General features: G+C 65.6%; 25 protein-coding genes. 7 read left to right on the top strand and 18 right to left on the bottom strand.

Annotation, left to right across the window (positions count from 1 at the left end; all coding sequences use genetic code 11):
* Positions 1-31 precede the first annotated feature (31 nt).
* The 7 genes from QP996_RS05835 to QP996_RS05805 all read right to left on the bottom strand — a co-directional run bounded on the left by QP996_RS05835 (position 32) and on the right by QP996_RS05805 (position 7,773).
* Entirely contained in the window at positions 32-1,255 is a 1,224-nt protein-coding gene (locus tag QP996_RS05835) for a glycosyltransferase family 4 protein (RefSeq protein WP_284871686.1), read from the bottom strand.
* Positions 1,256-1,319: 64 nt separating this feature from the next.
* Positions 1,320-1,730, bottom strand: coding sequence for a DUF3592 domain-containing protein (locus QP996_RS05830; RefSeq protein WP_284871685.1), 411 nt, complete (start codon positions 1,728-1,730; stop codon positions 1,320-1,322).
* Positions 1,727-3,343, bottom strand: a complete 1,617-nt coding sequence (menD, locus tag QP996_RS05825) for a 2-succinyl-5-enolpyruvyl-6-hydroxy-3-cyclohexene-1-carboxylic-acid synthase (protein WP_284871684.1) — start codon at positions 3,341-3,343, stop codon at positions 1,727-1,729. The genes QP996_RS05830 and menD overlap by 4 nt, the downstream gene beginning before the upstream one ends.
* Positions 3,344-3,883, bottom strand: coding sequence for a hypothetical protein (locus QP996_RS05820; RefSeq protein WP_284871683.1), 540 nt, complete (start codon positions 3,881-3,883; stop codon positions 3,344-3,346).
* A gap of 68 nt (positions 3,884-3,951) precedes the next feature.
* Positions 3,952-5,532 (bottom strand): SLC13 family permease, encoded by a 1,581-nt coding sequence (locus QP996_RS05815; RefSeq protein WP_284871682.1) that lies wholly within the window; start codon positions 5,530-5,532, stop codon positions 3,952-3,954.
* A gap of 49 nt (positions 5,533-5,581) precedes the next feature.
* Positions 5,582-6,544, bottom strand: a complete 963-nt coding sequence (locus QP996_RS05810) for an o-succinylbenzoate synthase (RefSeq protein ID WP_284871681.1) — start codon at positions 6,542-6,544, stop codon at positions 5,582-5,584.
* Positions 6,545-6,609: 65 nt separating this feature from the next.
* Positions 6,610-7,773, bottom strand: coding sequence for an ATP-binding protein (locus QP996_RS05805; RefSeq protein ID WP_284871680.1), 1,164 nt, complete (start codon positions 7,771-7,773; stop codon positions 6,610-6,612).
* Between the two features lie 76 nt (positions 7,774-7,849).
* On the opposite strand from QP996_RS05805, the gene QP996_RS05800 reads away from it, so the two are divergent.
* Positions 7,850-8,782, top strand: a complete 933-nt coding sequence (locus QP996_RS05800; protein WP_284871679.1) for a 1,4-dihydroxy-2-naphthoyl-CoA synthase — start codon at positions 7,850-7,852, stop codon at positions 8,780-8,782.
* Here the strand turns inward: QP996_RS05800 and QP996_RS05795 are convergent.
* Entirely contained in the window at positions 8,779-10,143 is a 1,365-nt protein-coding gene (locus QP996_RS05795) for a M20 family metallopeptidase (RefSeq protein ID WP_284871678.1), read from the bottom strand. The genes QP996_RS05800 and QP996_RS05795 overlap by 4 nt on opposite strands.
* A gap of 151 nt (positions 10,144-10,294) precedes the next feature.
* Between QP996_RS05795 and QP996_RS05790 the strand changes: the two genes are divergently transcribed.
* A complete protein-coding gene (locus QP996_RS05790) occupies positions 10,295-11,332 on the top strand; it encodes a hypothetical protein (protein ID WP_284871677.1) in 1,038 nt (345 codons plus the stop codon).
* Between the two features lie 7 nt (positions 11,333-11,339).
* Here the strand turns inward: QP996_RS05790 and QP996_RS05785 are convergent, their stop codons facing one another.
* The 5 genes from QP996_RS05785 to QP996_RS05765 all read right to left on the bottom strand — a co-directional run bounded on the left by QP996_RS05785 (position 11,340) and on the right by QP996_RS05765 (position 16,307).
* Positions 11,340-12,755, bottom strand: coding sequence for an ABC-2 family transporter permease (locus QP996_RS05785; RefSeq protein ID WP_284871676.1), 1,416 nt, complete (start codon positions 12,753-12,755; stop codon positions 11,340-11,342).
* Positions 12,752-13,453 carry an ATP-binding cassette domain-containing protein gene (locus QP996_RS05780; RefSeq protein ID WP_239307138.1) on the bottom strand — a complete coding sequence of 234 codons (702 nt, stop codon included), beginning with the start codon at positions 13,451-13,453 and terminating at the stop codon, positions 12,752-12,754. Before QP996_RS05780 ends, QP996_RS05785 begins: the two co-directional genes overlap by 4 nt.
* A gap of 64 nt (positions 13,454-13,517) precedes the next feature.
* Positions 13,518-14,156, bottom strand: coding sequence for a response regulator (locus QP996_RS05775; protein ID WP_085956860.1), 639 nt, complete (start codon positions 14,154-14,156; stop codon positions 13,518-13,520).
* Positions 14,153-15,262, bottom strand: coding sequence for a sensor histidine kinase (locus tag QP996_RS05770; protein WP_284871675.1), 1,110 nt, complete (start codon positions 15,260-15,262; stop codon positions 14,153-14,155). Before QP996_RS05770 ends, QP996_RS05775 begins: the two co-directional genes overlap by 4 nt.
* A 55-nt stretch (positions 15,263-15,317) precedes the next feature.
* Positions 15,318-16,307, bottom strand: a complete 990-nt coding sequence (locus QP996_RS05765; protein ID WP_284871674.1) for a hypothetical protein — start codon at positions 16,305-16,307, stop codon at positions 15,318-15,320.
* Between the two features lie 273 nt (positions 16,308-16,580).
* On the opposite strand from QP996_RS05765, the gene QP996_RS05760 reads away from it, so the two are divergent.
* Both QP996_RS05760 and menE read left to right on the top strand, forming a co-directional pair.
* The gene (locus QP996_RS05760) at positions 16,581-17,390 is read left to right on the top strand and encodes a YhfC family glutamic-type intramembrane protease (RefSeq protein WP_284871673.1); all 810 of its coding nucleotides are present in this window, start codon (positions 16,581-16,583) and stop codon (positions 17,388-17,390) included.
* On the top strand, positions 17,387-18,529 hold the full coding sequence (gene menE / locus QP996_RS05755; protein WP_085956864.1) for an o-succinylbenzoate--CoA ligase: 1,143 nt from the start codon (positions 17,387-17,389) through the stop codon (positions 18,527-18,529). The genes QP996_RS05760 and menE overlap by 4 nt, the downstream gene beginning before the upstream one ends.
* A 41-nt stretch (positions 18,530-18,570) precedes the next feature.
* On the opposite strand, the gene QP996_RS05750 is transcribed toward menE, so the two are convergent.
* Together QP996_RS05750 and QP996_RS05745 are read right to left on the bottom strand one after the other, a co-directional pair.
* Positions 18,571-18,936 (bottom strand): hypothetical protein, encoded by a 366-nt coding sequence (locus QP996_RS05750; RefSeq protein WP_085956865.1) that lies wholly within the window; start codon positions 18,934-18,936, stop codon positions 18,571-18,573.
* A gap of 200 nt (positions 18,937-19,136) precedes the next feature.
* Complete coding sequence (locus tag QP996_RS05745; protein WP_085956866.1) at positions 19,137-19,514, bottom strand: hypothetical protein; 378 nt, start codon at positions 19,512-19,514, stop codon at positions 19,137-19,139.
* A 242-nt stretch (positions 19,515-19,756) separates the two neighbouring features.
* On the opposite strand from QP996_RS05745, the gene QP996_RS05740 reads away from it, so the two are divergent.
* Entirely contained in the window at positions 19,757-20,248 is a 492-nt protein-coding gene (locus tag QP996_RS05740; protein WP_284871672.1) for a hypothetical protein, read from the top strand.
* 314 nt (positions 20,249-20,562) lie between these two features.
* Here the strand turns inward: QP996_RS05740 and QP996_RS05735 are convergent, their stop codons facing one another.
* Together QP996_RS05735 and QP996_RS05730 are read right to left on the bottom strand one after the other, a co-directional pair.
* Entirely contained in the window at positions 20,563-21,423 is an 861-nt protein-coding gene (locus QP996_RS05735) for a class I SAM-dependent methyltransferase (protein WP_284871671.1), read from the bottom strand.
* Positions 21,424-21,434: 11 nt separating this feature from the next.
* On the bottom strand, positions 21,435-21,743 hold the full coding sequence (locus QP996_RS05730) for a hypothetical protein (RefSeq protein WP_284871670.1): 309 nt from the start codon (positions 21,741-21,743) through the stop codon (positions 21,435-21,437).
* Positions 21,744-22,106: 363 nt separating this feature from the next.
* Here QP996_RS05730 and QP996_RS05725 point away from each other — a divergent pair, with 363 nt between their 5' ends.
* Both QP996_RS05725 and QP996_RS05720 read left to right on the top strand, forming a co-directional pair.
* Positions 22,107-22,760 (top strand): hypothetical protein, encoded by a 654-nt coding sequence (locus QP996_RS05725; RefSeq protein WP_141764948.1) that lies wholly within the window; start codon positions 22,107-22,109, stop codon positions 22,758-22,760.
* 77 nt (positions 22,761-22,837) lie between these two features.
* Positions 22,838-22,993 (top strand): hypothetical protein, encoded by a 156-nt coding sequence (locus QP996_RS05720; protein WP_158407438.1) that lies wholly within the window; start codon positions 22,838-22,840, stop codon positions 22,991-22,993.
* Between the two features lie 28 nt (positions 22,994-23,021).
* Here QP996_RS05720 and QP996_RS05715 read toward each other — a convergent pair whose 3' ends face one another.
* Positions 23,022-24,017, bottom strand: coding sequence for an ABC transporter permease (locus QP996_RS05715; protein WP_284871669.1), 996 nt, complete (start codon positions 24,015-24,017; stop codon positions 23,022-23,024).
* Between the last annotated feature and the right edge of the window lie 76 nt (positions 24,018-24,093).

Raw genomic sequence — 24,093 nt, 5'->3', positions numbered from 1 at the left:
CTCGCCACTCTACTTGGCGGCGCGCATGCGCCTACGCGGTGTCGCCGCGCCGCGCTTGCCTGCGGGATTGGCCCAGGCGTGCCGGCGCCCAGCGCGGCAGGGCCACGTCGCGGCCGAACAGGTGCACCACGTTGCGCTCGTAGCTCTCCAGCACCTCGGTGTAGTAGCCCAGCAGCTGATCGCCCAGCGCGGCCCAGGTCTTGTCCGCCACGGACTCGCGTGCGGTGGCTTGCAGTGTGGCGTGGCGGGCGTCGTCGAGGATCCAGCGCGCGGCGTCCGGCAGCTCGTCTTCGAAGGTGCCCACCTCGAGCAAAAGCCCGTTGTCGCCGTGTTTGATCAGGTCGATGGGGCCGCCCGCGCGCGGGCCGATTGTCGGCACGCCCGAGGCCTGCGCCTCCTGGATGGCCTGGCAGAACGTCTCAAACTCGCCGGTGTGCACGAACAGGTCCAGCGAGGCGTACGCGCGGGCGAGCTCCTCGCCGGACAGCGCCCCGGTGAACACGGCGGAAGGCAGAGTCTCCGCAAGGCAATCCCGCTCCGGGCCGTCGCCGACGATGACGAGTTGGACCGCAGGGTCGCTAATAAGCGGGGCGAGGCGGTGCACCGACTTCTCCGCGGCGAGCCTGCCCACGAAGCCCACGATCTTCTTCGCCCCCGTGGGGTCCCAGGAGCGGCGCAGCACGTCGGAGCGCTTGTCCGGGTTGAACAGCTCGGTGTCCACGCCGCGGCCCCAGTGGCGCACGTTGTTGATGCCGTGGGATTCGAGCATGCGGATATAGCTTGACGACGGCGCCAGCGTCATCTCACTCATATTGTGAATCGTGCGCGTCCAGTCCCACGCCAAATTCGCCACCATGGGCAGATGGTACTTGGTGGCGAAGCCCGCGACGTCCGTCTGGTAGAGCGCCACCGCCGGCACCCCGAGCTGACGGGCCGCGAACGCGCCCGCCCCGCCGAGGACGAACGGGCTGGCCAGGTGGATGATGTCCGGCTTGAACTCGGAAAGCGCCGCGGCGACGGTGGTGGTGGGCACGCCGATGGGCAGGGAATCCACCAGCGGGACCATCACGGTGGGCACGCGGACGATGTTGAAGCCGAGGTAGTCCGGGATCTCGTCCTGGAAGTCGCGCGCGCCGGGGGCGACCACCATGGCCTCGTGCCCTTCGCGCTTGAGGTGCTCGAGCACGCGCAGCACCGAATTGGTCACTCCGTTGACGTTGGGCAGGAAAGACTCCGCCACGATTCCCACTCGCATATCAGGCACTCTCCCACTGCAATCCAAATTTGCCGCCAATTTTGGTTGAACCAAACATGAATTTTTACCCCTCCGGCACCCACCGTCCGCTAGCGAACCACGCTGCGGCGGCGACGAGCGTGGCCACCGCCCACGTCGACAGCGCAGGCAGAAGCGCAAGCGCCCAGCCGCGGCCTTCCACCTTGACCAGGTCGGGGTCGGACTTCGCGTAGGTCACCCACACGTGCTGCCCTTCCCCCAGGCCGGTCGGGTACAACAGCCCGCGCGGCGGGGAGACCAACTGGCCGTCTTCGGTCTGGTACTCCACGAACGTGCGCATGGGTCCGGCTTCGGTGACGGTGGCGGTGCCGCGGCCGGGGTTGGCCTGGATGCGGGCGTCGTTGAGCGCGGGGCCGGCGACCATTGCCGCGCTGCCGAGCGTGGCAAAGGCGTAGAGCGCGAGCACCACCTGGTGTCCGCGGCGGCGCCACCTCATCGGTTCAGGCGCGCCGCCAGCGCCCGTCGGGTGGCGCGTGTGGTGGCGGCTTCCACGACGGTGATCGGGTTCGGCTGGGATTCGAGCTCCAGCAGCACCTCGTTGAGCTCGGCGAGGGTGTCGGCGCGGCGGTAGTCGGCCCCGTACGCTTCCGCCAGCTTCTCGACGTCCACGCCGTGCGGCGTGCCAAACACCCGCTCAAACGCGCCGCGGAGGTGGTCTGCGCCTGGTTCGAGGGCCTCGAAGATGCCGCCGCCGTCGTCGTTGGCCACCACGATGGTGAGGTTGCCCGGGCGCGGCTCATCGGGCCCGATGAGTAGGCCGTTGGCGTCGTGGATAAAGGTCAGATCCCCCATGAGTGCGACCGTGCGCGGGGCGCGGATCTCGTCGGGCCGCAGCGCCTGGGTGGCAAGCGCCACGCCCACGGTCTGGGAGACGGTGCCGTCGATTCCCGCGGCGCCGCGGGCGGCGTAGGTGGACACTCCGTCGAACGGCATGCCCACAAACGACGCGTCGCGCACCGGGTTGGACGAGCCGAGCACCAGCGTGTCGCCGACACCGAGCGTGTCGCAGACTGCGGCGGCGACGTGCAGGCCGGTGAAGCCGAACTCATCTTCCGTGAGCGCTTGGCGCACGGTGTCGGCACCGACGTCGCCGGCAGCCTCGCAGATCTTCAACCACGTGTCCGTGGGCTGGCCGGCGGCGTTGACGCGCGAGCCGCGCTTGTCGGGCTGGCCGGTGAACGTCTCGGTGCGCGAGATGCCGATGACCTCGATGTCCGGGTCCGCCAAAAGGGCCATCACGTCGCGGTGCAGCGTCGGGTGGCCCACCACGATGACCTGCCCCGGTTTGGTGTCGGCGGCGAAGTCGCCCCCGTCGTGGGAGATGGCCACCTCGGACTGCGCAAAGAAGCGCGCGGCCAGCGGGTGCACCTGGTGGAACGGCGTGGGGGCGGTGGGCTCGGCGATGGTGGGCACGTGCTCGAGTCCCGGCACCTCCCAGGCCTCGTCGCCGGCGATGACCAGGGTGTTGCGGGTCAGGTCGACATCAACGGCGCCGTTGTCCACGTACCCGCGAGCCCCCTCGAGCGCTCCCGGGCCGACACGGCGCGGCGCGCCCACCGGCTCCGGCAACGCTTCCGGTACCAGCGGGGCGTCCAGGGCCACGTTGATGTGGACCTGGCTGGCGGCGAAGGAGGCCGCGTGGACGTCGTCAAGCGATTGCACCTGCTGCGTTTCGGCGTAACGGCCGAAGATGCCCTGCTGCCAGATGGTCTGCGACGCGCCTGTGCCGACGAGGCGCTCCGGGCGGTCCGCGCTGATCACCGCGATCGGGGTGTGCGACATGTGCGCCTCAATCACCGCCGGGTACGCGTTGGCCACGGCGGTGCCGGAGGTCATCACCACGCCGACGTGCCGGCGCTGCACTCGTGCCAAACCGAGGGCGGTGAAGGCGGCGGAGCGCTCGTCGATACGCATGTGCACCGTCACGTCGCGGCGCGCCAAAAGCGCGTAGGCCAGCGGCGAGTTGCGCGAGCCCGGGCTCATGACCACATCGGTGCAATGCTTCGCGACGAGCTCCGCCACCGCCGCCGCAATCTCCATAGCTGCCATCTACTGCTCCTGTAGGTACTCGTCCGCGCCGCCGCGCAGCTGGTCCAGAATGTCGCGGGCGCCGTCGCGGATTTCGCGCTCGATCTCGTTCGGATCCGGCGCCGGCACCGGCTCCGGCTCCAGCGTGGCGGTGGGGTTGTCCCGGTCCCGGAAAATGGACGGGAACTTGGTGGTGGTCTCCGTCTTCGTTTCCGTGGTGGTCTGGGTAACCGTGCTGGTCTCCGTCACCGGCGGCTTGTCCGCCTCCGCCGCCGCGCTGCGCCACAGCACGGCCAGCACCACCGCGGCGATGAAGCTCAGCGCCGCGAACACGCCAAGTGCGATCGCGCCTGCCGACGTGCCCTTCTCGGCTTCCGGCTCGTAACCATTGTCGTAGTACGGCTGTTCGTACTCGTACTGTGGCTGGGCGTAGTGCTCCTCGTAGCGCGGCTGCGCCTGCTGCTGGTACTGGTTTTGGGACTGGTCCGGGAAGTACTGCCGGGGCCGCTCGCGGCGCGGCTCGCCACCCTGGGGGCCGTACTGTCTCGTCTCGTTATCCATGCGAAATACACTAGCGCGCCCCGCCAAAAGCTCTTGACGGGGCGCGAAGGTGTCGGGCTTTAGAGGCTTTAGAGCACGAGCCCGAACACTGGCACCGCGATGAAGTAGGTCGCCAGCGTAATCAGCACCATGGCGATCACGTTGAGCCAGACGCCGCCCTTGATCATCTCGCCCATGGTGACGTAGCCGGAGGAGTACGCGATCGCGTTCGGCGGGGTCGCCACCGGCAGCATGAACGCACAGGTGGCGGCCAGTGCTACCGGGATGGCGAGCAGCATGACGTTCATCTCCGTGGCGTCGGTAAGCCCGATGCCCACTGCGACGCCGCCCATGATGGGCAGGAACGTCGCGGCCGTGGCGGTGTTAGAGGTCAGCTCCGTCAAGATCAGCACGAGCGCGGCGACTGCGAAGATAAGCAGGATCATCGGCAGCGACGCCAGCCCCTTGGCCTTCTCGCCGATCCACAGGGACAGGCCGGTAGCGGTGAACATGGCGGACAGGGAAAGCCCGCCGCCGAACAGCAGCAGCACGTCCCACGGCATCTCGTTGGCCGTCTCCCAGTCCAACAGACGCTTGCCGTTGGAGGTGCCGGGCACGATGAACATGAGCAGGCCGGCGATGATGCCCACAATCGCGTCGTCGTACGGGAAGTCCCAGCCGAACTGGCTGCGGCCAAGCGGGATGAAGATCCACGCCAATGCGGCCACGAGGAAAATCACACCGACTGCGACCTGGGGGAAGGTCCAGGGGCCGAGCTTTTTCAGCTCGGCGTCGATGAGCTCGCGCCCGCCCGGGATGGTGTCCACCTCAGGCTTGAACACGGTGATGAGCACCCACCAGGCGATGAAGGTGAACACCACGGCCACCGGCAGGCCCACCAGCATCCACTCGCCGAAACCGATGACGATGCCGTGAGCCTCTTCCATGTAGCCCTTCAGCAGCGCGTTCGGCGGGGTGCCGATGAGCGTTGCCAGCGATCCAATCGACGCCGAGTACGCGATCGCCAGCATGAGCGCGGTAGCGAACTTCTTCTGGTTTTTCATCCCGCCGACGGTGTCCGCGGTGAGCATGAGCACGGAGGTGCCGATGGGCAGCATCACCACGGCGGTTGCGGTGTTGGACACCCACATGGACATAAAGCCGGTGGCGAGCATGAAGCCCAAAATGATGCGCTTCGGGCTGGTGCCCACCACCTTGACCACCATCAGCGCCAGGCGGCGGTGCAGGTTCCAGCGCTGCAGGCCCAGGGCCATGAGGAAGCCGCCCATGAACAAAAAGATCGTCGCGGAGGCGTACGGCGAGGAGACGTCCTTAAACGGCGCGACACCCGCCAGCGGGAACACGGCAATGGGCAGCAGCGCGGTGGCGGCCAGCGGGATCGCCTCGGTCATCCACCACGCGCCCATGAGGACGGTGGTGGCGGCGACGATGCGCATGGTGTCGGCGGAGTACTCCACGCCTTCCTTCGCGCCGGAGGACTGGGCGACGGTATCGGCCGCGCCGGAGGGGAAGAAGAAGTAGACGAGCGCGGCGAGGATCACGCCGGTGATCAGGCCGATGAGTTGGCGGCGCCACTCGCCGGGTTCGGGTGCTTTGGCGAGGTCGCCGTCGGAAAGGGCGGCGGAATCGTGGATCACGGGAGTCGACATGGGCGAAAGGTTAGCGGACACCCCCTGATTCCCACACCCGTTTCCGAAATTACACCCGGATTCGGGGGCGCTGATTTAGCACCTCTACGCAGGCGCGGACGCGGTCGAACCACCAGTCGCGGCGGTCCGCCGGCGCCCGCAGCGCGTGCAGCCTGTCCGGATCGGGGGTGGTGCGAGTTACTGCCATGCGCCCGTTTGTGATCTCCCGGGGCTCCGCGACGTCTTCAACAAACAGCCGCTGCGTGGCCAGCCCAGCCGCGCGCGAGCCCGCAAGTTTCGCGGCCACCAGCCCCGCGTCCATCCCGACGGCGGTATCCAACGCGCTGGCCACGGTCACATCGAGGTCCAAGTCGCGGGCAATTCGCAGAAGCTTATCGACGCCACCTAACGGCGCGACCTTGCACACCGCCACATCTGCCGCCCCGAGCTCGGCCACGCGGTACGGGTCCGCGGCGCGGCGGATGGACTCGTCCGCAGCGATCGGGGTCTGGGTGCGTCGCCGAACCTCCGCGAGTTCCTCCACGGTGGCGCAAGGCTGTTCGATGTACTCCAGCTCCCCCAGTTTCTCCGCGGCCTCGACGGCCTCGTCGACGCTCCAGCCGCGGTTGGCGTCCACGCGAAGTGTCGCGCCGGGGCGAAGCTTGCGGACGGCGGCGACGCGCCGGAGGTCGTCGTCAAGCGATTGCCCCTTCTCGGCGACTTTGATTTTGAAGGTGGTGACGCCGGGGTAGCGCGCGAGCACCGGCTCGACGTCTGCGACCGCCGGGATGGTGCCGTTGACCTCGACTTCTCCGTGCGCTTCGGGCAGGCCCTTGAACGCGGCTTCGATGCCGGAGGCGAGCCAGGCGGCGGACTCCTGCGGGCTGTATTCGACGAAGGGGGAGAATTCGCCCCAGCCGGCGGGGCCGTCGATGAGCAGGGCCTCGCGGGTGGTGATACCGCGGAATTTCACGGCCATGGGCAGCGCGACAACGTGGGCGCGCTCGAGGATCTCGTCGGCAGAAGGCAGCATGGGTGCTTTATACCTCTTTATAGGTTGGGGTAGTTATAAAGAGGTATAAGCGTTAACGACGAACCTCACGCTTCCGCCCCGCCCCGCTCGTTTCTCACGAATTCGGCGAACCCCGGAACAGTGAACCTCAGGTAGCCGAAGCCACTTTCCTCGATTAATCCCTTGTCAAGCAAAGATCTACGGACCATGCTGATTCCGGTGGTAGGTCGCCCCATTCGCTCGGCGATATCGCCTCGCTTCACTTGTGGCTCAAGGTCCTCGGCCATTGCACTAATAAATTCCCTCTCCACGTCGGTAGCTTTGTGCCACCGGGAGCGGAACATGGTCAACCGAGTTTCTTGGAATCGATCCGCTACATGTTGGAGGTTTGCCAGGCCAATAGAAGTACCAGGGTCCGGGAAATCGGCCGCTTCCCACACCAGATCGCCTACAACCTGAATGAAATACGGGTAACCACCTGCCAAACCGACAGCATCCCGGAGCGTGGCAGGAGACCAACTCACGCCCTTCTTCTTAGCCGGTTGCAACAATGCTTCCTCAGCGTGTTCTCGGTCCAGCGATTCAAGATGCACATAGCTAAAGCGCTCCGCAAAACTCACAGCATCGGTAATCACATCCTGACTATGACTGAGCCCAGCTGCAAAGATGGCTAGAGGGAGCTCGGCATTTTCCGCCTGCATCTGCTGCCACGCGTACGCAAGCGAGCGCAGACCATCCGCATCAGCCGACTGAATCTCGTCGATACAAACAACCATTCCACTAGACCGGCCCCGGATGGCTTCCGCTGCATCAACAAGCGCACGCTGCATTTGGTCGCCATAACCCGATACATCTGACCTCGGGCCTTCAACGGGCTGAGATCCTCCAACCGAAACTCCAAACGCTTCAACCCGCAGCGACGACAACAGCCCGAGTAGCTTTTCTCCCGCCTCATCCTTCCAGCTGCGAGCAATCTCGCTGATTTTGTCCAAAAGGGCACTGAAAAGTGGCCTGTCCCCCGCTGTGATCCAGGCGGTTTCAAAGCCTTCAGACTTAGCTTCTGTTTCAATTGCTCGAAGCAAGCTGGTCTTACCGATGCCGCGGGGCCCCACATAGACCTTCACCTGGCCCATCAGCCCAGGATCATGAGCCATAAAGAAAAGCTCGCGCTTCGCTTCCCTAAGAAGTTGGTCTCTGCCATAAATGGTGGAGGCCACCACGCCAGGGGTGTACGGACTGCGCTGAACCATAGCCTCTTTATACCTCTTTATAGGTTGGGGTAGTTATAAAGAGCTATAAAGCGGACGCGTAAGTACGATTACCCCCATGCAGTACTCCACCGTCCAGCCCTTCGACCCCTCCCAATGGCGCGAGGTCGAGGGCTTCGATTTCACCGACATCACCTACCACCGCCACGTGGGCGACACGCGTGCCGACGGCACCGTGCGCATCGCGTTCGACCGCCCCGAGGTGCGCAACGCGTTTCGCCCCCACACCGTGGACGAGCTCTACCAGGCGCTCGACCACGCCCGGCGCGACCCGTCGGTGGGCGTGGTGCTTCTGACCGGCAACGGGCCTTCGGAAAAGGACGGCGGCTGGGCGTTTTGCTCCGGCGGCGACCAGCGCATCCGCGGGCGCTCCGGCTACCAGTACGCGGGCGGCGAGACCGCAGAAACCGTCGACGAAGCGCGCGTGAAGGCCGAGGGCGGGCGCCTGCACATCCTGGAGGTGCAGCGGTTGATCCGCACGATGCCCAAGGCGGTCATCGCCGTGGTGAACGGCTGGGCAGCCGGCGGCGGGCACTCGCTGCACGTGGTGTGCGACATGACCATCGCATCGAAGGAAGAGGCGCGGTTTAAGCAGACCGACGCGGACGTGGGCTCCTTCGACGCCGGCTACGGCTCGGCGTACCTGGCCAAGATGGTGGGCCAGAAGTTCGCCCGCGAAATCTTCTTTTTGGGCCGGACCTACACGGCGGAAGAGATGCAGCGCATGGGCGCGGTGAACATCGTCGCCCCGCATGCCTCGCTTGAGGACGAGGCGATCCAGGTCGCCCGCGAAATCAACGGCAAGTCCCCCACCGCGCAGCGCATGCTGAAATTCGCGTTCAACCTTGTCGACGACGGCCTGATGGGCCAGCAAGTCTTCGCCGGCGAGGCTACCCGCTTGGCGTACATGACCGACGAGGCCGTCGAGGGCCGCGACTCGTTCTTAGAGAAGCGTCCGCCGAACTGGGAGGAATTCCCCTTCTACTACTAGGGCTGCTCGGCCGCGCCGGCGAGCAGCTCCTCGACGGAGATCGCGCCGCCGGCGGCGTCGAACTCTTCCTGCGCGTCGGCTAACAATTGCGGGTCGTTGAGGATGTCCGCGATGGTTTGCGCCAGCCCGACCGCGGCGTCGAACGCGCCCTCAAACGCCTGGTCCGAGATCGCCGCCGCGGCGAAATCGGTGGTGTGCAGCGCGGTGCCCTCCGGCGCGATCTTCACCAGCGGATGGATGCCCGGAACCAGATGGGACACGTTGCCGAAATCGGTCGACGCGGCCTGCGAATCCGGCAGGGTGCCCGCCGGAAGCACGTCTCTTCCGCGTGACGCTTGCGTCGCACCCCACCGCCGAGCAAGCGTCGCGTTGTTGCGGACAGGCAGCGACATCGGATGTTCGTCCCACTGCGCATCTACGGTCGTGCCCGTCATCAGGGCCGCGCCTTTGAGGATGTCCTCCACGCGCTGGCTTAAGTCCATCAGCGTCTCGGTGTAGAGCGAGCGGACGTACATCTGCAGGGTGGCGGTCTCGGGGATGATCGAGGCGCGGGCTCCGCCGTCGGAAAGCACTGCATGCAACCTGTCCGAAGGCGGCATCTGCTGGCGCAGCAACCCGCACGCTTGATAGGCGAGCGTGGCCGCGTCGAGGGCGTTTCGCCCCATGTACGGCTGCATCGAGGCGTGCGCGGGCACGCCGGTAAACGTCGCGGTCAGGGTGCGGCGCCCCACCCACACGTGGGAGACAAGGTCGTAGGAAAACGGGTGGACCATCACCGCGCAATCGACGCCGTCCAGCATCCCGCCGCGGATCATGTACTCCTTGCCGGTGTGCCCCTCCTCCGCGGGGGTGCCCAGGAACACGATCCGGCCGCTGCCGCTTCCCACGGCACCGAGGAAGGCCCCCACCCCAGCGGCCGCAATGACGTTGTGCCCGCAGGCGTGGCCGATGCCGGGAAGCGCATCGTACTCGGCCAGCACGGCGACCGTGGGATGCACCGTCGAGTCGTAATCGGCGCTGGACCATTCGGCCCGCACTGACGTCGATACGCCATGTGCACCGCGTTCCACCTGGAACCCGTGGCGTTCAAGAACCCCGGCGATCACCGCTTGCGCGTGGTGCTCTTCAAACGCCTCTTCCGGGTGGGCGTGCAGGTCGCGAACGATGTGGTCGAGGTCCGCGCGGACCTTTTCCACCCGCGCCTCCGCGTCCTCCCAGGACTGCAGGTGCTCAGGGCTTCTGGTCCCAAGGTTAAAGTCCGCCTCCGCCTCCGCGAGCCGGTCCTGGACGGCTTCATCCATGCGCTCCAAGAACGCGCTGGAGGGGGCGGTCGGTCGGGCGGGTGGGTCGAAAGTAGACATTGGTGCTCAGCAGTGATCTTGTCGAAAAGGACATTTCGGCCGACGGTAACAAAAAGCCCGCGCACCACGTCGGAGCCAATTCCCCCGCTACTATTAGACACCTGTACGGGTATTTCAGGGCGCTTCAAGGTCCGCGGGTTACGCTCCGGGCATGTTGAGACGAACGATGACAGCCACAATCGTCGCCGCCTCGCTGACTCTGGCCGCGTGCGACGGAAACATTCCAGACACCCCGACCGCCGCTGATGCCGCCGATACCTCCGCGGAGGCGGCACCGCCTGCTGATGCCCCCGCCCCTGCTGAGCCTGCGACCCCGCCCGCCGACGATCCCGCTGCCGACCCTGTCGCGCCGGTTGCGGACGAAGACAACCTCCCCGCGCCCCCGCCATCGTCGGCGGTACCCAACAAGCGCGACGCGTACGCCGCAGCACTTGCGGACCCGGCGCAATACTTCGCCGACCAGGACGGCCTCGACGGCACGTTCACCTACGACCTCATCGATGTCGACGGCGACACCGAGCTCGAGCTGCTCCTGCGCGCCGGTAAGGAAGGCCCGGCACCGGTGCGCGTGCTGCAGCTTTTCGACGGCACCCTCACGGCCACCGCCGACTACCTGGTTGACGCCGCCGGCACCTACCCCACCGTGTTCACCGCCGGCGTGCAGCCGGGACTGACGCAATACGAAACGGACGGCACGACGCTGACCGCGACCCAGTTCGAACTGCACGGCAACCGCCTGGTCAAGGCGTTCGGCCCGGAGGAGACCGTCGTGGGCAACCCGCTGGACGACGTGACCCTGATCCACTGGACGCCCACCACGGACACCGCGCAACTGGCAGAGATGGACCAGCCCGACCCGCTGAACGTGCCGCGCGAAGGCACCATGAAGCAGGTCTCGGACATCCCGGAGCTCAACGACCAGTCCTACCGCGTGCAGTTCGGCACCCGCGACCGCGGCGGCCGCATCCCGGTGACCTACCCGGATCTCGGCTGCGCCGGTCTCCTCGAGCCGGTGCACGCCTCCGCCGGTGAGGAGATCCAGGACGGTTTCCGCGAGAACATCACGGAAGGCACCTGCGACAACGGCGGCACCTGGCACTTCTCCATTAACGACTCCCGCGAGCGCGCCACCTACAACGCCCCCACCGGGCGCTACCACGCGGAAGGCCCGCTCAACCGCGCGGGTTAAGCGCGGCTCAGCGCCGGACCGGGCGCATCCCGCGCAGTACCCGGAGCAGCACAACCACCACCGCGGCTAGCAGGATTGCGCCAACCGCGAGCGCAACCCACACCCGCGGGCCGGTGGCGGTGACGGGCCAGGCGGGCACCGCGGCGATCCACAGGAAGGACTCCGCCAGCACGTCGCCGCCGATGGTGACAGAGACAATCGTGACCAGGATTGTCGCCGCCAGCGTCCACATCACGCCGAAGCGCACGGTCACAGCGAGCGCGGCGAGGGTGAGGACGGTGCCGGCAATTGCGGCGAGCACACCAAAACGCGCGCTCCCAGCCACCACACCCGCGAGCAGGCACACAAGCGCAACGATGCTGGTAAACCAGCTCATCAACGCGACGCCGACTCGCGGGTGCTCCACTTGCATCAGCGCCCATGCCGGGCGGATCCGCGGCCACACAAGCGTGGGCAACACGCCCGCGCCTACCGGGAGGATCGCGTACGCGAACAGCGCCTGGCGCACGTCCGCCGGATAACGTATGGCGAACAGCAGCACCAGTGCGGTGAGCACAAGCACCATGCTTAACGACGGCATCCGCCCCGCCCTCGCAACCCCCTTCCACGCGGACACAAACCCGGTGTGCGCGGGCCTCGGCATGGCCGGCCCAGCAGGCGCGGGCGCAACGACTTCGTGGGTGGTGCGGCGCCTAAAAATGGGTCGCGTGCGGCGCGGGGTGAGCACGGCAGCGGCGAATCCGGCCGTGGCTAGAAGCAAGGTGAGCGCGAGCGCAGGAAACGGCGACTCACCAGCCATGGGCGAGGTCTCCTCCAGCGGCAACAGGTTGAAGTGCAGTCCCATCGTGGGCAACGCCAAGCGCGCGGGCCAGGCACCGGGGTTGCACCACCACCAGCTTCGCTCCACGAAGTACCCGAGCTCGATGGTGAACACGAATGCGGCTACGAGCGTCGGCAACAGCCCAACACGGCGGGTGGCCGCGGCTGCCAGGCCCGCGGGGCCCAGCATGCCGAGCCACACAAACGCACCGACGAGCGCGACTTGCGCAGCGCCGTCCAGGCCGAACACTAGCGCCGCCGCAACGGGCACCACGAAGTCCAAAATGACGAACACGGCCAGGGCCAGCCACACCACTGTGATGCGGGCGGCGCGGGTGCCCGTGTAAGAGACGGGCCGCCAGAGTGTGCCCCCGGCGCGGGTGTCGCGCTCGCGGTTTTCAGCCAGTCCCGCAAACAGCGCCGCAACGGGAGCGGCCATGCCGGTGACCAAAAGCCCCTGGGGATACAGCAGGGACTTCGCGGAGCCAACATCACCGACCAGCGAAAAAGCAGTCAGCAGCAGGCCAAGAAGCAGCCCCGCTCCTGCGAGCCACCACAGCGTTGAGCCTTTGGCGCGGATCCATTCGGCGCGAAGCAGACTCATTTCCTGCCCCCTGCGGTCAAGCGGAAGAAGGATTCCTCCAGGTTCGGGCCCAGCTCCGCAAGTTCTCCGGCGAAGCGGACGTCGCCGCCGGCGATGACGGTGGCGTCGTCCGCCATGTGCAGTACCTCGCCCAACTGATGGGAGCTGACCAGCACAGTGCGCCCGGCGCGGGCGTAGTCCTTCAGGTAGGCGCGCAGGTGGGCGATGCCCTCGGGGTCGAGGCCGTTTTGGGGCTCGTCCAAAATGAGCACCTCCGGCTCGCCGATGAGCGCCTGCGCCAGCGCCAACCTGCCTTTCATTCCGGTGGAGAAGGTGCCCGCCTTCTTCTTGCCTGCGCCCTGCAGGCCGACGAGTTGGAGCACCCGGTCAGCCTCCGAGTCGGGCAGGCCGAGCAGCGTCGTGTGCACGCGCAGATTGTTGCGCGCGCTCAGGTGGCTGTAGAAGGCGGGGTCATTGATCGAGGCGCCCACGTGCCGCAGCGCCTCGCGGGTGAACGGCTGGCCCATTAGTGTCACCTCGCCCGCGTCGGGTTGGATCAGGCCAAGCAGCACTGACATCAGCGTCGATTTCCCCGCGCCGTTGGGCCCCAACAACGCGTGGACGCGGCCCGGGGTGGTTGTCAGTGAAATATCGCGCAGCACCTGGTGCCCGCCGAACGAAACTGCGACACCGCGGCAGGCGAGTTGTGTATCGGTCATGCCCCTATCGTCCGCGGTGAGCAAGCCTTACACATCGGCCGGCGGGACCACTATCCCTCCTCCTCTAGGAGGAGATGCCGGCGCGTTGCGCGATCAGCGCCAGCGCCACCCGGTCGCGCGCGCCGAGTTTGGCTAGCAGGCTGGATACGTGCGTTTTCACTGTGGTTTCCGCGATGTACAGCGCGGCGGCGATCTCTGCGTTGGTCGCTCCGCGGCCGATCTCGGCGAGCACGTCACGCTCGCGGGTGGTCAGCCCCTCCAGCGCAGTGGCCGACGCCGGGCTACCTGGACCTTCGCGCACCCACTCCATCACCCTGCCGGTCACGCCGGGCGCGAGGACGGATTCGCCGCTGGCTACCGCGCGCACCGCTCCCGCGAGCACGTCCGGCTCTGCGTCCTTGAGCAAAAATCCGTGGACGCCAGCGGCGATGGCTGCGTGGATGAGCGCGTCGTCGTCGAACGTGGTCAGCATGATCACCCGCGGGCCCAGCTCCATGATTGTGCGGGCGGCGCCGATGCCATCGAGCACCGGCATGCGGATGTCGAGCACGGCGACGTCGATGCGGTGCGCCCGCGCCTTCTCCACCGCCTCCGCCCCATCGGCGGCTGTGGCCGCGACGGTGATGTCGTCTTGCGCGCCCAGGATGGTTTCGAGTGCGCTGAGCAGCAACGGTTGGTCGTCCGCAAGCAAAATCCGGATCATGCCGCCAACTCCGCCCGCACGGTGAATGCCTCGCCTGCCTGCCATGCTTCGAGCGTGCCGCCGGCGCTCGCGGCGCGCTCGCGCAGGCCTTCCAAGCCGACGCCGGTGCCGGGCTGCGGGCACACCCGCCCGGTGGAGACCACCTCCACCACAACAGTCTGCCCCGGTGTCACTTTTACAGAGACGACCGGGTCCACTTGGTGGCGGGCCGCGTTGGTCAGCGCTTCAGCCACGATGCGGTGGATGGCAAGGGAGGTCACCGGAGGGACGTCGATAGGCGGGGCGTCGAGTGTGACCTGCATGCCGGCGTCGCGGAAGCGCTGCACCAGCGCGGGCAGCTCCGCGATCCCCGCCACCGGCGCGAACCCGCGATCGCTTTCGCGCAGGCCGCGCACGAGCAGGCGGATCTCCGCCAGCGACTCACCCGCGGCAGCGTTGATTCGCTGCAGCGCCTCCCGCTCGCGCCCGGACGCGAGCCCCGCGTTGGCCTGCGCCTTGATCAGGGTCAACGAGTGCCCGAGCACGTCGTGGATGTCCCGCGCGATGGCCTGGCGCTCGTCCACCCGCGCCGCCGCCAGGCGTTGCTCCTTCGCTTCCGCGGCCCTGCGGCGGGCGGCCTCCTCCCCTGCCAGATTCGCACCCAGAAGGTACGCCACTGCGAACGCTGCCCAATGCAGCGCCAGCGTGAGCGCGCCGTCTGCGCCACGGCGGTAGAACAACACGAGTTGCTCGTCCCACGTCCACATGAACGGGGAGAGCAACGCCCACCCGCACGCCGCCGCCAGCACCCCAAGTGCGAAGCGTTTGCCGGCGTACCTGCCGGCGACGAACACCGCCACCGGCACTGCCAGCACCCACAGCGAATACCCCAGATTCACCGGCGCAGCCAGCCACACCAGCGCCCAGGCGGTGTTGAGCACCACTAACGCGGCCGACGCCGCCCGCGGCTTGCCGGTGAGCACCGCGAACGCAGCGACGAACCCCCAGGACAGCAGCGCCTGCGCCCAGGCGGCGGCGCCCGGGTCGCTGATCGCACTCACGGTGTAGACGGCGGCAAGCACCGCCGCCGCCACCGCGAGCACTGCGTCACCCGTTTTCACATGCACGGGCGCCTAGCTTATCGACGGCTCCGCGTCCCCACCTCCTCCCCAAGGAGGAGACCTACTTGGTCAACCCCGGGATCTGCGGGATTGTGGGCAGGCCCTTGACGCCCGCGTTCTGCAGCAGCGCGAACAGCGCGCCCAGGGCGGCGAGCACCGCGGCGACGATGCCGATGATCTGCGCCAGCTTGGCGTCGAAGGTCTCCGGTGCCTTTTCGTCCGGTGTCTCCACCGGGTCCTTCGGTGCGGGGCCCGGCTCAGGCGCGGTGTCGCCCAGGTCGGCGTTTTCCAGCTTCGGCGTCTCCGGCAGCTTCAAATCCTGCGTGGGGAAGATGACGTGGCTGGTGCCGTCGTGGCAGGTCTTGGCCTCCTCGAGCGCGTAGTAATACGAGCTTTCCAGCGTGTCCTGGACCTGGCCGAAGTAGGTTGCCTTCATGTTCGCGGCGAACGCGTCGCGCTGCCAGCCCTCCACGTGGCGCAGCCACTGCGCGGTGTTCTGGCCGGTGTGGCCGAACGCGTAATCGTCGCCAAGCGGCTGCACTTTCGGCACCCCGCCGTCGATGCCCACGAACCAGTCGGCGTTGCCCTTCAGCGCGCGGCCGGCCGGCCCCAGCGGGATCTGGGCGCTTTCCTTCATGTCCAGGTAGAAGTCGGCGTCGGTGGTGTGCAGGCCCAGCGGCGCCAGCTTCTCCTTCGCGGCGGCGCGGACGTCGGCGCGGACGTCGCCCTCGGGCGTTTTGTCGTCCCGCAGCAGGCGCAAATGCTTGACGACGTCCGGCTCGGCCACGTAATCGTCGCCAAGCTTCTTCAGCTCCGGGAATGTGGCCTCGAACGCCTCGACGACCGAGGTGGCGTACATGCCGTGCGTGAGCGTTTTCGCGGCGCGTTCGGCTTGGTTGGCGGGGCCGCGCTCGACGTCGTTGAGCGTGACGCGGCAGTAGTTGGTTCCGTCCTTGGTGAACGGGGTCAAGGTGGCGGCGGTAGCAGTGGCAGGGACGGTGAGTGAAAGGGCGGTCGCCGCAGCGACGGCCGGTGCGATGATCTTCCTCATGTCTGTTTTATCGGTGGCAAGTGAGACCTGCGTTACAGGTGACTAGGAGCGGGGCAGCCAGGTCGATAGCTCGATGCCGATACTTCCAGGTCGATAGTTCCAGGTCAGCGCGTCGGGAGTATTTTCGGCCAAAATTCGACGAAACGCTGTGACCAGCAACTATCGACATCGAGATATCGACCTCGCCGCAAACGCCCGTTTATCCGCCCCGTCGCACCGCCCGCTCCACCGCCCACCGCGACCCGCCACGACCGCACCGGTATCGTTTCTGCCATGACGATGGACCTTCTCATTCTGCAATTCGTCGGCTTGGCCGCTCTCGTGCTGGCCGCGTGGTTCGTGGGGAGGCGCAGGCTCGGCTTCAGGTGGGCGTCGCTCGGCTGGGGCACACTGGCGTTCCCACTGTCCCAGGTGGCCAGGTTCGCGCTGGTTATTCCGCTGCAGTTCCTGTTCAGCAAGACATTCGATCCAGCGACGGCCACCGCCCTGACCACTGCACTGTTCCTGGTCACCTCGGGCCTGTTCGAGGAGACCGCCCGCTGGATCGTGCTGCGTTTCTGGGACAAGAACACCCGCGAGTGGAACGACGGCGTCGGCTTCGGCCTGGGCCACGGCGGCATAGAGGCGCTGCTGCTCTTCACCAACCTGTTCATCGGCAACATCATGCTGCTGACCACCGGCGACGCAATCAAGGCGCAGGCCACCGGAAACGAAGACCCCGCCACCGCGCAGGCCATTGCAGAGCAGATTGAGGCGCTGCAGAACATCGGCATGGGAATGATCGCCGCGAGCTGGTACGAGCGCGCGCTCGCGATCGCCGCACACGTGGTGTTCACCCTGATCGTGCTGCGCGCGGTGCGCGAGCGCCGCTGGCAGCTCTGGGCGCTGGCTGTGGTGTGCCACATCGGATTCAACGCCGTTGCCGTGCTCATCGCACCCCACAGTGTGCCGGTGATGTACGTGCTGCTCACCGCACTCACAGTCGCGGGGCTGTGGGCGACTATCGACGGCCCGTTGTCGCGCAATGCCTTCGCCCGCACCGCCCCTACGAACCCTCTCGAGAACGAAACGCCCGCCAAGTGACCCACCTGCTGGAACTTCTCCCCGTCGACCCCGCCAACCCGCTGGCCATCATGCCCGCGCTCGAGGAGGCCCTGACCGGCCAGCGCACGCTGTTGCCCGTGCCTGCTAACGACCCGGCGCGCACGAACCTGCTGCGCAACACGCTCAACCCCGGCGCGCCCATCGACGACAACATCGCCCTGGTCGTGTCCACCTCCGGCTCCACAGGAAAACCGAAAGGCGCGATGCTCACCACCGCGAACCTGATTTCCAGCGCAGACGCCACCCACCAGGCGCTCGGCGGCGAGGGCCAGTGGCTGCTGGCCATGCCCGCCGCGTACATCGCTGGCCTGCAAGTCCTCGTCCGCAGCATGGTCGCCGGCGTCGAACCCGCATACGTCGACCTTTCCCGCGGCTTCAACGTCGCCGAGTTCGCTGCCCGCGCCCACGAGCTCGCGCAAACTGGCGAGCGCACTTACACCGCCCTGACCCCGATGCAGCTGGCCAAGGCCACGTCCACACTCAAGGGCATCGACGCCCTGCGCACGTTCTCCGCAGTCCTCGTCGGTGGCGCAGCAACCAACCCGCGCCTGCTCGACTCGGCTAAGAAGCTGCGCATCAACGTGGTCACCACCTACGGCTCCAGCGAAACCTCCGGCGGCTGTGTCTACAACGGCCGCCCCATCGCGGGCGCGCACGTGAAAATCGTCGACGGGCGCATCCACCTCGGCGGCCCCATGGTCGCCCGCGGCTACCACCATCTCGACTCCCCCGACCTCCAAGACGGCTGGTTCCGCACCTCCGACGCCGGCTCCCTGGAAAACGGTGTGCTCACCGTCCTCGGCCGCACGGACAACGTCATCTCCTCGGGCGGCCTCAAGCTTCACCCCGAGGTGCTGGAAGAGGAGCTTTTGCGTATCGACGGCGTGACCGCCGCTTGCGTCGTCGGCAAGCAAGATGCCCGCTTTGGCCAGCGCATCTGCGCCGCCTACACCGGCTCCGCGGCAGTGCCGGACATCCTGGACGCGCTGGCTGATGCGGAAGATGCCGGCCGCATCGCGCACTGGCAGATCCCGAAGGAGCTCAAGTCGGTGGCGGCGCTGCCGCAGCTCGGGCCGGGCAAAGTGAACCGCACGGCCGTGCTGGAGTTATTCGACTAATTTAGCCGCCCGTCGACGTATGAGATGCGGTCACCGCCGACTTACCGGTTGGAATGGAGGGACGGTTTTTCGGGGGCCTGCATGTAAGCGGCAACACCCCAAACAGCAACACAGAAAAGAATCACCAGCACAGTGCCTGACCACTCGATGAGTGCCATACCGAATATCGCAAGCGCCGCTATCGAGTCTCGAATAAGAAGTGATTGAGCTGATTGCTGGGTCCCGTCCGCTTTCAACGCGGCCACAGCAACGAAGCACAGTGCCGCAACGGCCATGACTGCAAACAACACACCGATAACCACAGGTGCATCTGCATAGGTGCCATCATCGAGGTTGTGGTGTAGCGCAAGAGCAACGCCGCCTACTAGCGGCGGACTCCAAAACCGCAATCCCAGCATCTTTTGCATAGCGCACATCCTTCTCATTCAATCTTCGGTTTAACCGGCGTGAACCCCAACTAACGTACATTGCAACGCCTTTACTCATCAGTAGTCCTTGCGTTGGGAACGAGGCGCCGGGCCAACCTATCACCCGTATTGGTAGTGCTCTAAGCGAAGTTGCTCGGAAACTAAGGGGAATCGACTCGAAGTCACGGGGCACGAGCCCCCTACCCCGCCGTCAACTCCGACGCCCGCTGGTACGACACCCCCAGCACCTGCCCCATCTCGCGGAGCGTGAACCCCTCGTCTTTCATCTTGCGCGCCAACGCAAACCTCGCGGCCGCAGCTTTTTCCGACGCGGCTTTCGCCTTCACACCGAGGTCGTCGGCACGCTGCCGCAGCGTCTCAACCTCAGCAGGCAGGATAGGCACGACCTCGATCTTAAACTCGCCCGGCTGCAACCCGGACTGAAACGCGATCGCCTCCGCGGCCTCATCCTCCGCGCGGTCGAGCCTTCGAGTCTGCGAGACCACTCCCAGTTCGTCACATTCCAGCACCCATGCGCCACTCGGCCCACGCTCTGCAGTCACCGTGAACGCCTTCATCGCCACCACCCTTTTCCTAATTCACGCGCTTCCGAGTCACGCGCTTCCGCTCCAACCTCCTGATTACTGCATAACGATTAATAGTTCAACCTGCCCCGGCATATATCTGTCAACCGCAGATTGACAGTCAGCTGACAGCCCAACCACGCCAACCCTGCCGATACCCAAAGAAGCAGCGCAGTGGACCGTTTCCTGCTCTACTCTCGGAGACGAGACGCACCGCAACGCCGGAGGGAGAAGCGATGGACCAGAAGACAACCCGCACGGGACAGCCAGGCGATCCGCAGAGCAACGTATTCAGCCGAGTTCCGGAGCCCTTGCCTCCCCACGGTGCTCAGCTGGATCTGACTACACAGCCTCTCCAGCCGGCAACCAGCCGCCCCGTCGCCGAACCCCAGCAACCCGCGCCTTCCGACCCGACCCCCGAAGAGCTCCTCACCGCTGCGAACACTCCGCACTACACCCCTGCGCCGGTGCCCTCGTCTTGGAACGCCCCAGCTCCGACGGAACCCACTCCCGCGCCGGTCAAGCGCCCGAAGGCCGCCAAGGTGTTCAAGTGGTCCGCGGGCCTCGGCGTGTTGTGCTTCTTTCTTTTCGGCCTGTGCATCGAGACCTTCGACCCAGACGCCGAGTCGTTCATCGCCGGGGTGTTCGCAATCGGCTTCTTCTTCGGAGGCCTCACCGCAGCGATTTCTGGAGTGATGGCGCTGTTTAACTTGTTCCGAGGAAAGTAGCCGGGTAAGCAAAAAGAGAATGCCCCCGCGACACTGCAATGCCATTTGCGGAGGCTTGACCCCAAGGAGAAAGGAATATGACCTAGGGGCCGCCAACGATTATATATCGTTCTGCGATATGCCAATTTGACGGTTACGCTGGCACAAATCGTTAGGCCTCCGCACCGCTTCAGAGGCAGGGCGAGGGCTTGACGAGACTAGCTATCTGGCCAGCTCAGTAGCCCGCCTAAGGCTCGGATCCCGATCTGGACCATCGCGTTCCGGACCTTGCGCTTTGCGTGGCCCACCGAAGGCCCGTCCATAGGCAAAGGCCCCTAAGACTTCGTCGCGGTAATGGCGAATTGGAGCGGCAGGCGCTCGGGGTTGTCGCGGAGGATGAATCCGCGGGAGTCTGCCACCATCAGCTCGGGCCAGGGGCGCCACGCGGAGTAGGGGGTTTCTTCGAGGGCGGTGATGGTCAGGCCGGCGTCGATGAGCGCGGTGACAATCTCGCCGAGTGAGTGGTTCCACTGGTGGTTGCGCGGGCTAGCCAGCTTCGGCGCGCCCGGGGTGGTGACGTAGCTGTCCTCGTCCTCCCAGGTCAGCGGGTCGGGCATTTCGAAATACGGCTGCTCGATACGCAGGCCGTGGGACACGTCCTCGCCGATGGCCATGAACATTGGGTGGTCGTCGCGGATGAAGAAGGTACCGCCGGGAGCAAGTAGCTTTGCGACGACCTCCGCCCACCCCCGCACCTGCGGCAGCCAACACAGCACGCCGGCGGAGGTGTAGACGAGGTCGAATTCGCCGTCGACAGCGTCGCGAGCGTCGTAGACGTTGCTCTGGATGAACTCGACGTCCGCGTCGGCCTGGGCAGCGAAGTCGCGAGCGTAGTTGATCGACTCGGCGGACAGATCCACGCCGACGACTCGGGACGCCCCGCGGCGGGCGAACCCGATGGTGTCCGTGCCCACGTGGCACTGCAGGTGGCACACGGACTTTCCGGTGAGGTCGCCGAAGCGGTCGATGTCCACCGCGAGGACGCTGCTGATTGCGGTCTTGTCCGCGATCAGCTCGTCCTTGCCGCCGTAGTTGCCGAACATGTGGGCGTGGGCCCGTGAATCCCAGTTGGCTTGGTTGTCCGCGAACCAGGATGCTGTTTCGGACTGCGGTGCGTTGGTCTGCTCGTCGCTCATGGTGGCAGATGTTACGCGCCGCGGGCTTCGTCGATGAGGCGAAGGAGCTTACTCACTGGAATTGAGGCCTCGGCCCCAGCCCGGTCATCCACTCCGGCTTCAATGAACCGCCGGAGCACATCGTTGGTAGAAACTCCCTCGGCTGCGGCCATTCCCCGCGCGGTGCGGAGAACCCGATTAGGCATGGTGACAGTAAACGCAACGCTAGCTTCGGGGTCTGCGACATTGCCCAGGTCGCCTGGTTGGGCATCTTTCATGAGATCGGAGGTGTCGGTGTTGTCGTAATAGGAACGTAGTTTTTCCAACTGCTGCTCGTTCATCGTTGCCCCTTCCTCCGGAATTGCGTGATTTCTTGGACCGCGCACACTTGGTCGGCATTTTTATCACCCGCTGGCGAGACTAGCTTGCGCGAGAGTAGAAACCTACCCATTTAGCTGTCTAAAATGCGTAATTATCTTCCCCATCTTAAAAACTAAGAACGGAGGTGCCATGAGAAAGTCTCTGACCCCAGTTCGGAGAACTGTGGAGGAATTGGATGAAGAACTCGCCAGTTTGAAAGCCCAAATGGCACCTCTCACCGTCGAGCACCTTCGTCGCTTACGGGATGCTGGTGCGATTGAGTATGCGGAAGAGCGACTCTTGGAGCGGTACGAGGCCTGTATGTGGCTCCGATACGGAGTGGCGTGACTTCATCACGGGGCCTCGAAAACGCAGTGCGCGCCTTCATGCTGCTGACGGTGCAATTGCTCGAGAGGACCCTTGAGGGCTCATCGCCGATCGACGCGGAGATTCTGGCTGACGGACAACGAGCATTCGTCGAGGGTACTCATCCGGTCATTATTGCCCACTCTGGGAGCGACCGCCTAGTCCTCCGCTATGAGTATCTACTCAGATATGACGATGTCAACGACGATGTCGAAATAGAGAAAAGCACCTTCAAAATCGAGTTCAGGGCGAGAAAGAAGCCCGTCCCGGTCGTCCGGTTCGAGTACGAATCGCAAGCCAGGAACAAACCCGCTTCGCATTTCCAGTTCCACGCTGACTCGGTGCCACTAGGACTACTGCTTGCCCGTGCGGGAAGGTATGACACCGCAGCCCAGCAGCAGGACATCCATTTCCCGATGGGCGGACCTCAATTCCGTTTGCAACTCACGGATGTCGTCGAACTGCTTATCCGAGAGTTCGGTGCTGCGCCCGAGACAGGATGGGAAGAGTGGCTCGATTTTCACCGCACCCTCTACCACGACGCGGAGGTGGATCGGGTGATCCACGGAAATCTTTCCCGGGCGGTGGCCCTTCTGGAAGAGAGCGGGTACAGGGTCGAAGGACCAGAATAAGGACTGCTACCGGAGGATCGTCGCAAAGCAATTGCTCGCAAAGCACAATCGTGTAATTCGTGCCACAATGCGGTGGTGTGAGGCACGAGAAGCTACGCTCCCGCAAACCGTCCACGAATCCGAAGTACGCAACCTCCCCCTCCACCACCCACTACCGCGGCACCTCGCCGGCGCGCATGCAGGCGTCGAGGTTCCGCAACAAACAGCGAATCCCGATGATCCCGGCCAGGTGATAGTGCACGTTTGGGCCGGGCGTAGGGGTTAGGCAGTTTCAGTTGTTGTTTCAGCAGTCGGTGCCTTCGAGCGATCGAAGGCCAGCAGGAGTAGGCCGAGGAGAATCCAGCAGCACAACACTATCCAGGGCTGCGTGGACCCGGCACCATCGAAAAAGCTTAGCGAGCGAACGAGGAAGCCCGTCGCGCCAATCGGCATCAGCTGGCCGAGCGTGGACCAACCCGCCGGCAGCAACCACGGGCCCGTGGCCAGGCCGGACAAGGGGTTGGCAACGAAGATTGTCAGCACCGCGCCCAGGCCCGCACCCGGCATACCCATAAGCGCGCCGAGGCCCGCGGTCACCGACGACGTCGCGGCGAGGCCGAGCGTCACAGCCAACCATTCCATGAACACGCTGCCGGAGAGGGTGCCGTATACGCCGTGCAGCATCCAGACCGCGACACCGGCGCCAATCATTGCAACACCAGCAATCACGGCAGCCTTCGACCACTTCTTCCCGCGAAGCAGCAGCGTCGGCAAGATGCCCGAGATCAAGCCGCCGACCGCGAGCGGCAGTCCGAGCAGCGCGAGGCCTTGGGCCTGCGGGTCATCTTTGGTGGTGGGGGCGAGATCCTTCGTTTCCACAGGCATGCCGCTGGCCTCCATGTTTTGAGCGACACCGCTCAGCATTTGCACGTACGGTGCGCCATTGCCGGAGGCGGTATACACGGTCGCGCCGCCTTCACCGATCGCGATCGCGCCAACCGCCTCGCGGTCGCGCACCATCGTCTCCGCCTCCTCCGGCGAGCTCACGGTGATGAAGTCCGGGTGCTCCTCTTGCTGTTCAGCTTGAGCAATGAGCTTCTCGACGACAGGCCCCGGACCGGCCACCGCAACCGGCACCCCGTCCGGCCCGGACGCGAATGCCGGGGCCAAAAACGCCCAGAGCAACAGTCCGATGACGACGGGGATGCCAAGGATCATGGCGAGTGCCTTCTTTGTTGCGCCCTGCGTGGGTGCGGGGCGCGCCACGGTTGTGGACATAATCTCCTCCAAATGGAACAGTGTGTTTCAATTACACAAATGGATGATACTGTTCCACTTCTGGCGCGTCAACGGT

Source organism: Corynebacterium sp. MSK008, from assembly GCF_030232585.1.
Classification (GTDB): Bacteria; Actinomycetota; Actinomycetes; order Mycobacteriales; family Mycobacteriaceae; genus Corynebacterium.
The sequence above is the reverse complement of the archived record's forward strand: the minus strand, read 5'-3'. Positions and strand labels throughout refer to the sequence as shown.

Bases quoted from the DNA above. Each gene is read 5' to 3' on its own strand.
- QP996_RS05835 (WP_284871686.1), bottom strand. From the start codon at position 1,255: ATGCGAGTGGGAATCGTGGCGGAGTCTTTCCTGCCCAACGTCAACGGA.
- QP996_RS05830 (WP_284871685.1), bottom strand. From the start codon at position 1,730: ATGAGGTGGCGCCGCCGCGGACACCAGGTGGTGCTCGCGCTCTACGCC.
- menD (WP_284871684.1), bottom strand. From the start codon at position 3,343: ATGGCAGCTATGGAGATTGCGGCGGCGGTGGCGGAGCTCGTCGCGAAG.
- QP996_RS05820 (WP_284871683.1), bottom strand. From the start codon at position 3,883: ATGGATAACGAGACGAGACAGTACGGCCCCCAGGGTGGCGAGCCGCGC.
- QP996_RS05815 (WP_284871682.1), bottom strand. From the start codon at position 5,532: ATGTCGACTCCCGTGATCCACGATTCCGCCGCCCTTTCCGACGGCGAC.
- QP996_RS05810 (WP_284871681.1), bottom strand. From the start codon at position 6,544: ATGCTGCCTTCTGCCGACGAGATCCTCGAGCGCGCCCACGTTGTCGCG.
- QP996_RS05805 (WP_284871680.1), bottom strand. From the start codon at position 7,773: ATGGTTCAGCGCAGTCCGTACACCCCTGGCGTGGTGGCCTCCACCATT.
- QP996_RS05800 (WP_284871679.1), top strand. From the start codon at position 7,850: ATGCAGTACTCCACCGTCCAGCCCTTCGACCCCTCCCAATGGCGCGAG.
- QP996_RS05795 (WP_284871678.1), bottom strand. From the start codon at position 10,143: ATGTCTACTTTCGACCCACCCGCCCGACCGACCGCCCCCTCCAGCGCG.
- QP996_RS05790 (WP_284871677.1), top strand. From the start codon at position 10,295: ATGTTGAGACGAACGATGACAGCCACAATCGTCGCCGCCTCGCTGACT.
- QP996_RS05785 (WP_284871676.1), bottom strand. From the start codon at position 12,755: ATGAGTCTGCTTCGCGCCGAATGGATCCGCGCCAAAGGCTCAACGCTG.
- QP996_RS05780 (WP_239307138.1), bottom strand. From the start codon at position 13,453: ATGACCGATACACAACTCGCCTGCCGCGGTGTCGCAGTTTCGTTCGGC.
- QP996_RS05775 (WP_085956860.1), bottom strand. From the start codon at position 14,156: ATGATCCGGATTTTGCTTGCGGACGACCAACCGTTGCTGCTCAGCGCA.
- QP996_RS05765 (WP_284871674.1), bottom strand. From the start codon at position 16,307: ATGAGGAAGATCATCGCACCGGCCGTCGCTGCGGCGACCGCCCTTTCA.
- QP996_RS05760 (WP_284871673.1), top strand. From the start codon at position 16,581: ATGACGATGGACCTTCTCATTCTGCAATTCGTCGGCTTGGCCGCTCTC.
- QP996_RS05750 (WP_085956865.1), bottom strand. From the start codon at position 18,936: ATGCAAAAGATGCTGGGATTGCGGTTTTGGAGTCCGCCGCTAGTAGGC.
- QP996_RS05745 (WP_085956866.1), bottom strand. From the start codon at position 19,514: ATGAAGGCGTTCACGGTGACTGCAGAGCGTGGGCCGAGTGGCGCATGG.
- QP996_RS05740 (WP_284871672.1), top strand. From the start codon at position 19,757: ATGGACCAGAAGACAACCCGCACGGGACAGCCAGGCGATCCGCAGAGC.
- QP996_RS05735 (WP_284871671.1), bottom strand. From the start codon at position 21,423: ATGAGCGACGAGCAGACCAACGCACCGCAGTCCGAAACAGCATCCTGG.
- QP996_RS05730 (WP_284871670.1), bottom strand. From the start codon at position 21,743: ATGAACGAGCAGCAGTTGGAAAAACTACGTTCCTATTACGACAACACC.
- QP996_RS05715 (WP_284871669.1), bottom strand. From the start codon at position 24,017: ATGTCCACAACCGTGGCGCGCCCCGCACCCACGCAGGGCGCAACAAAG.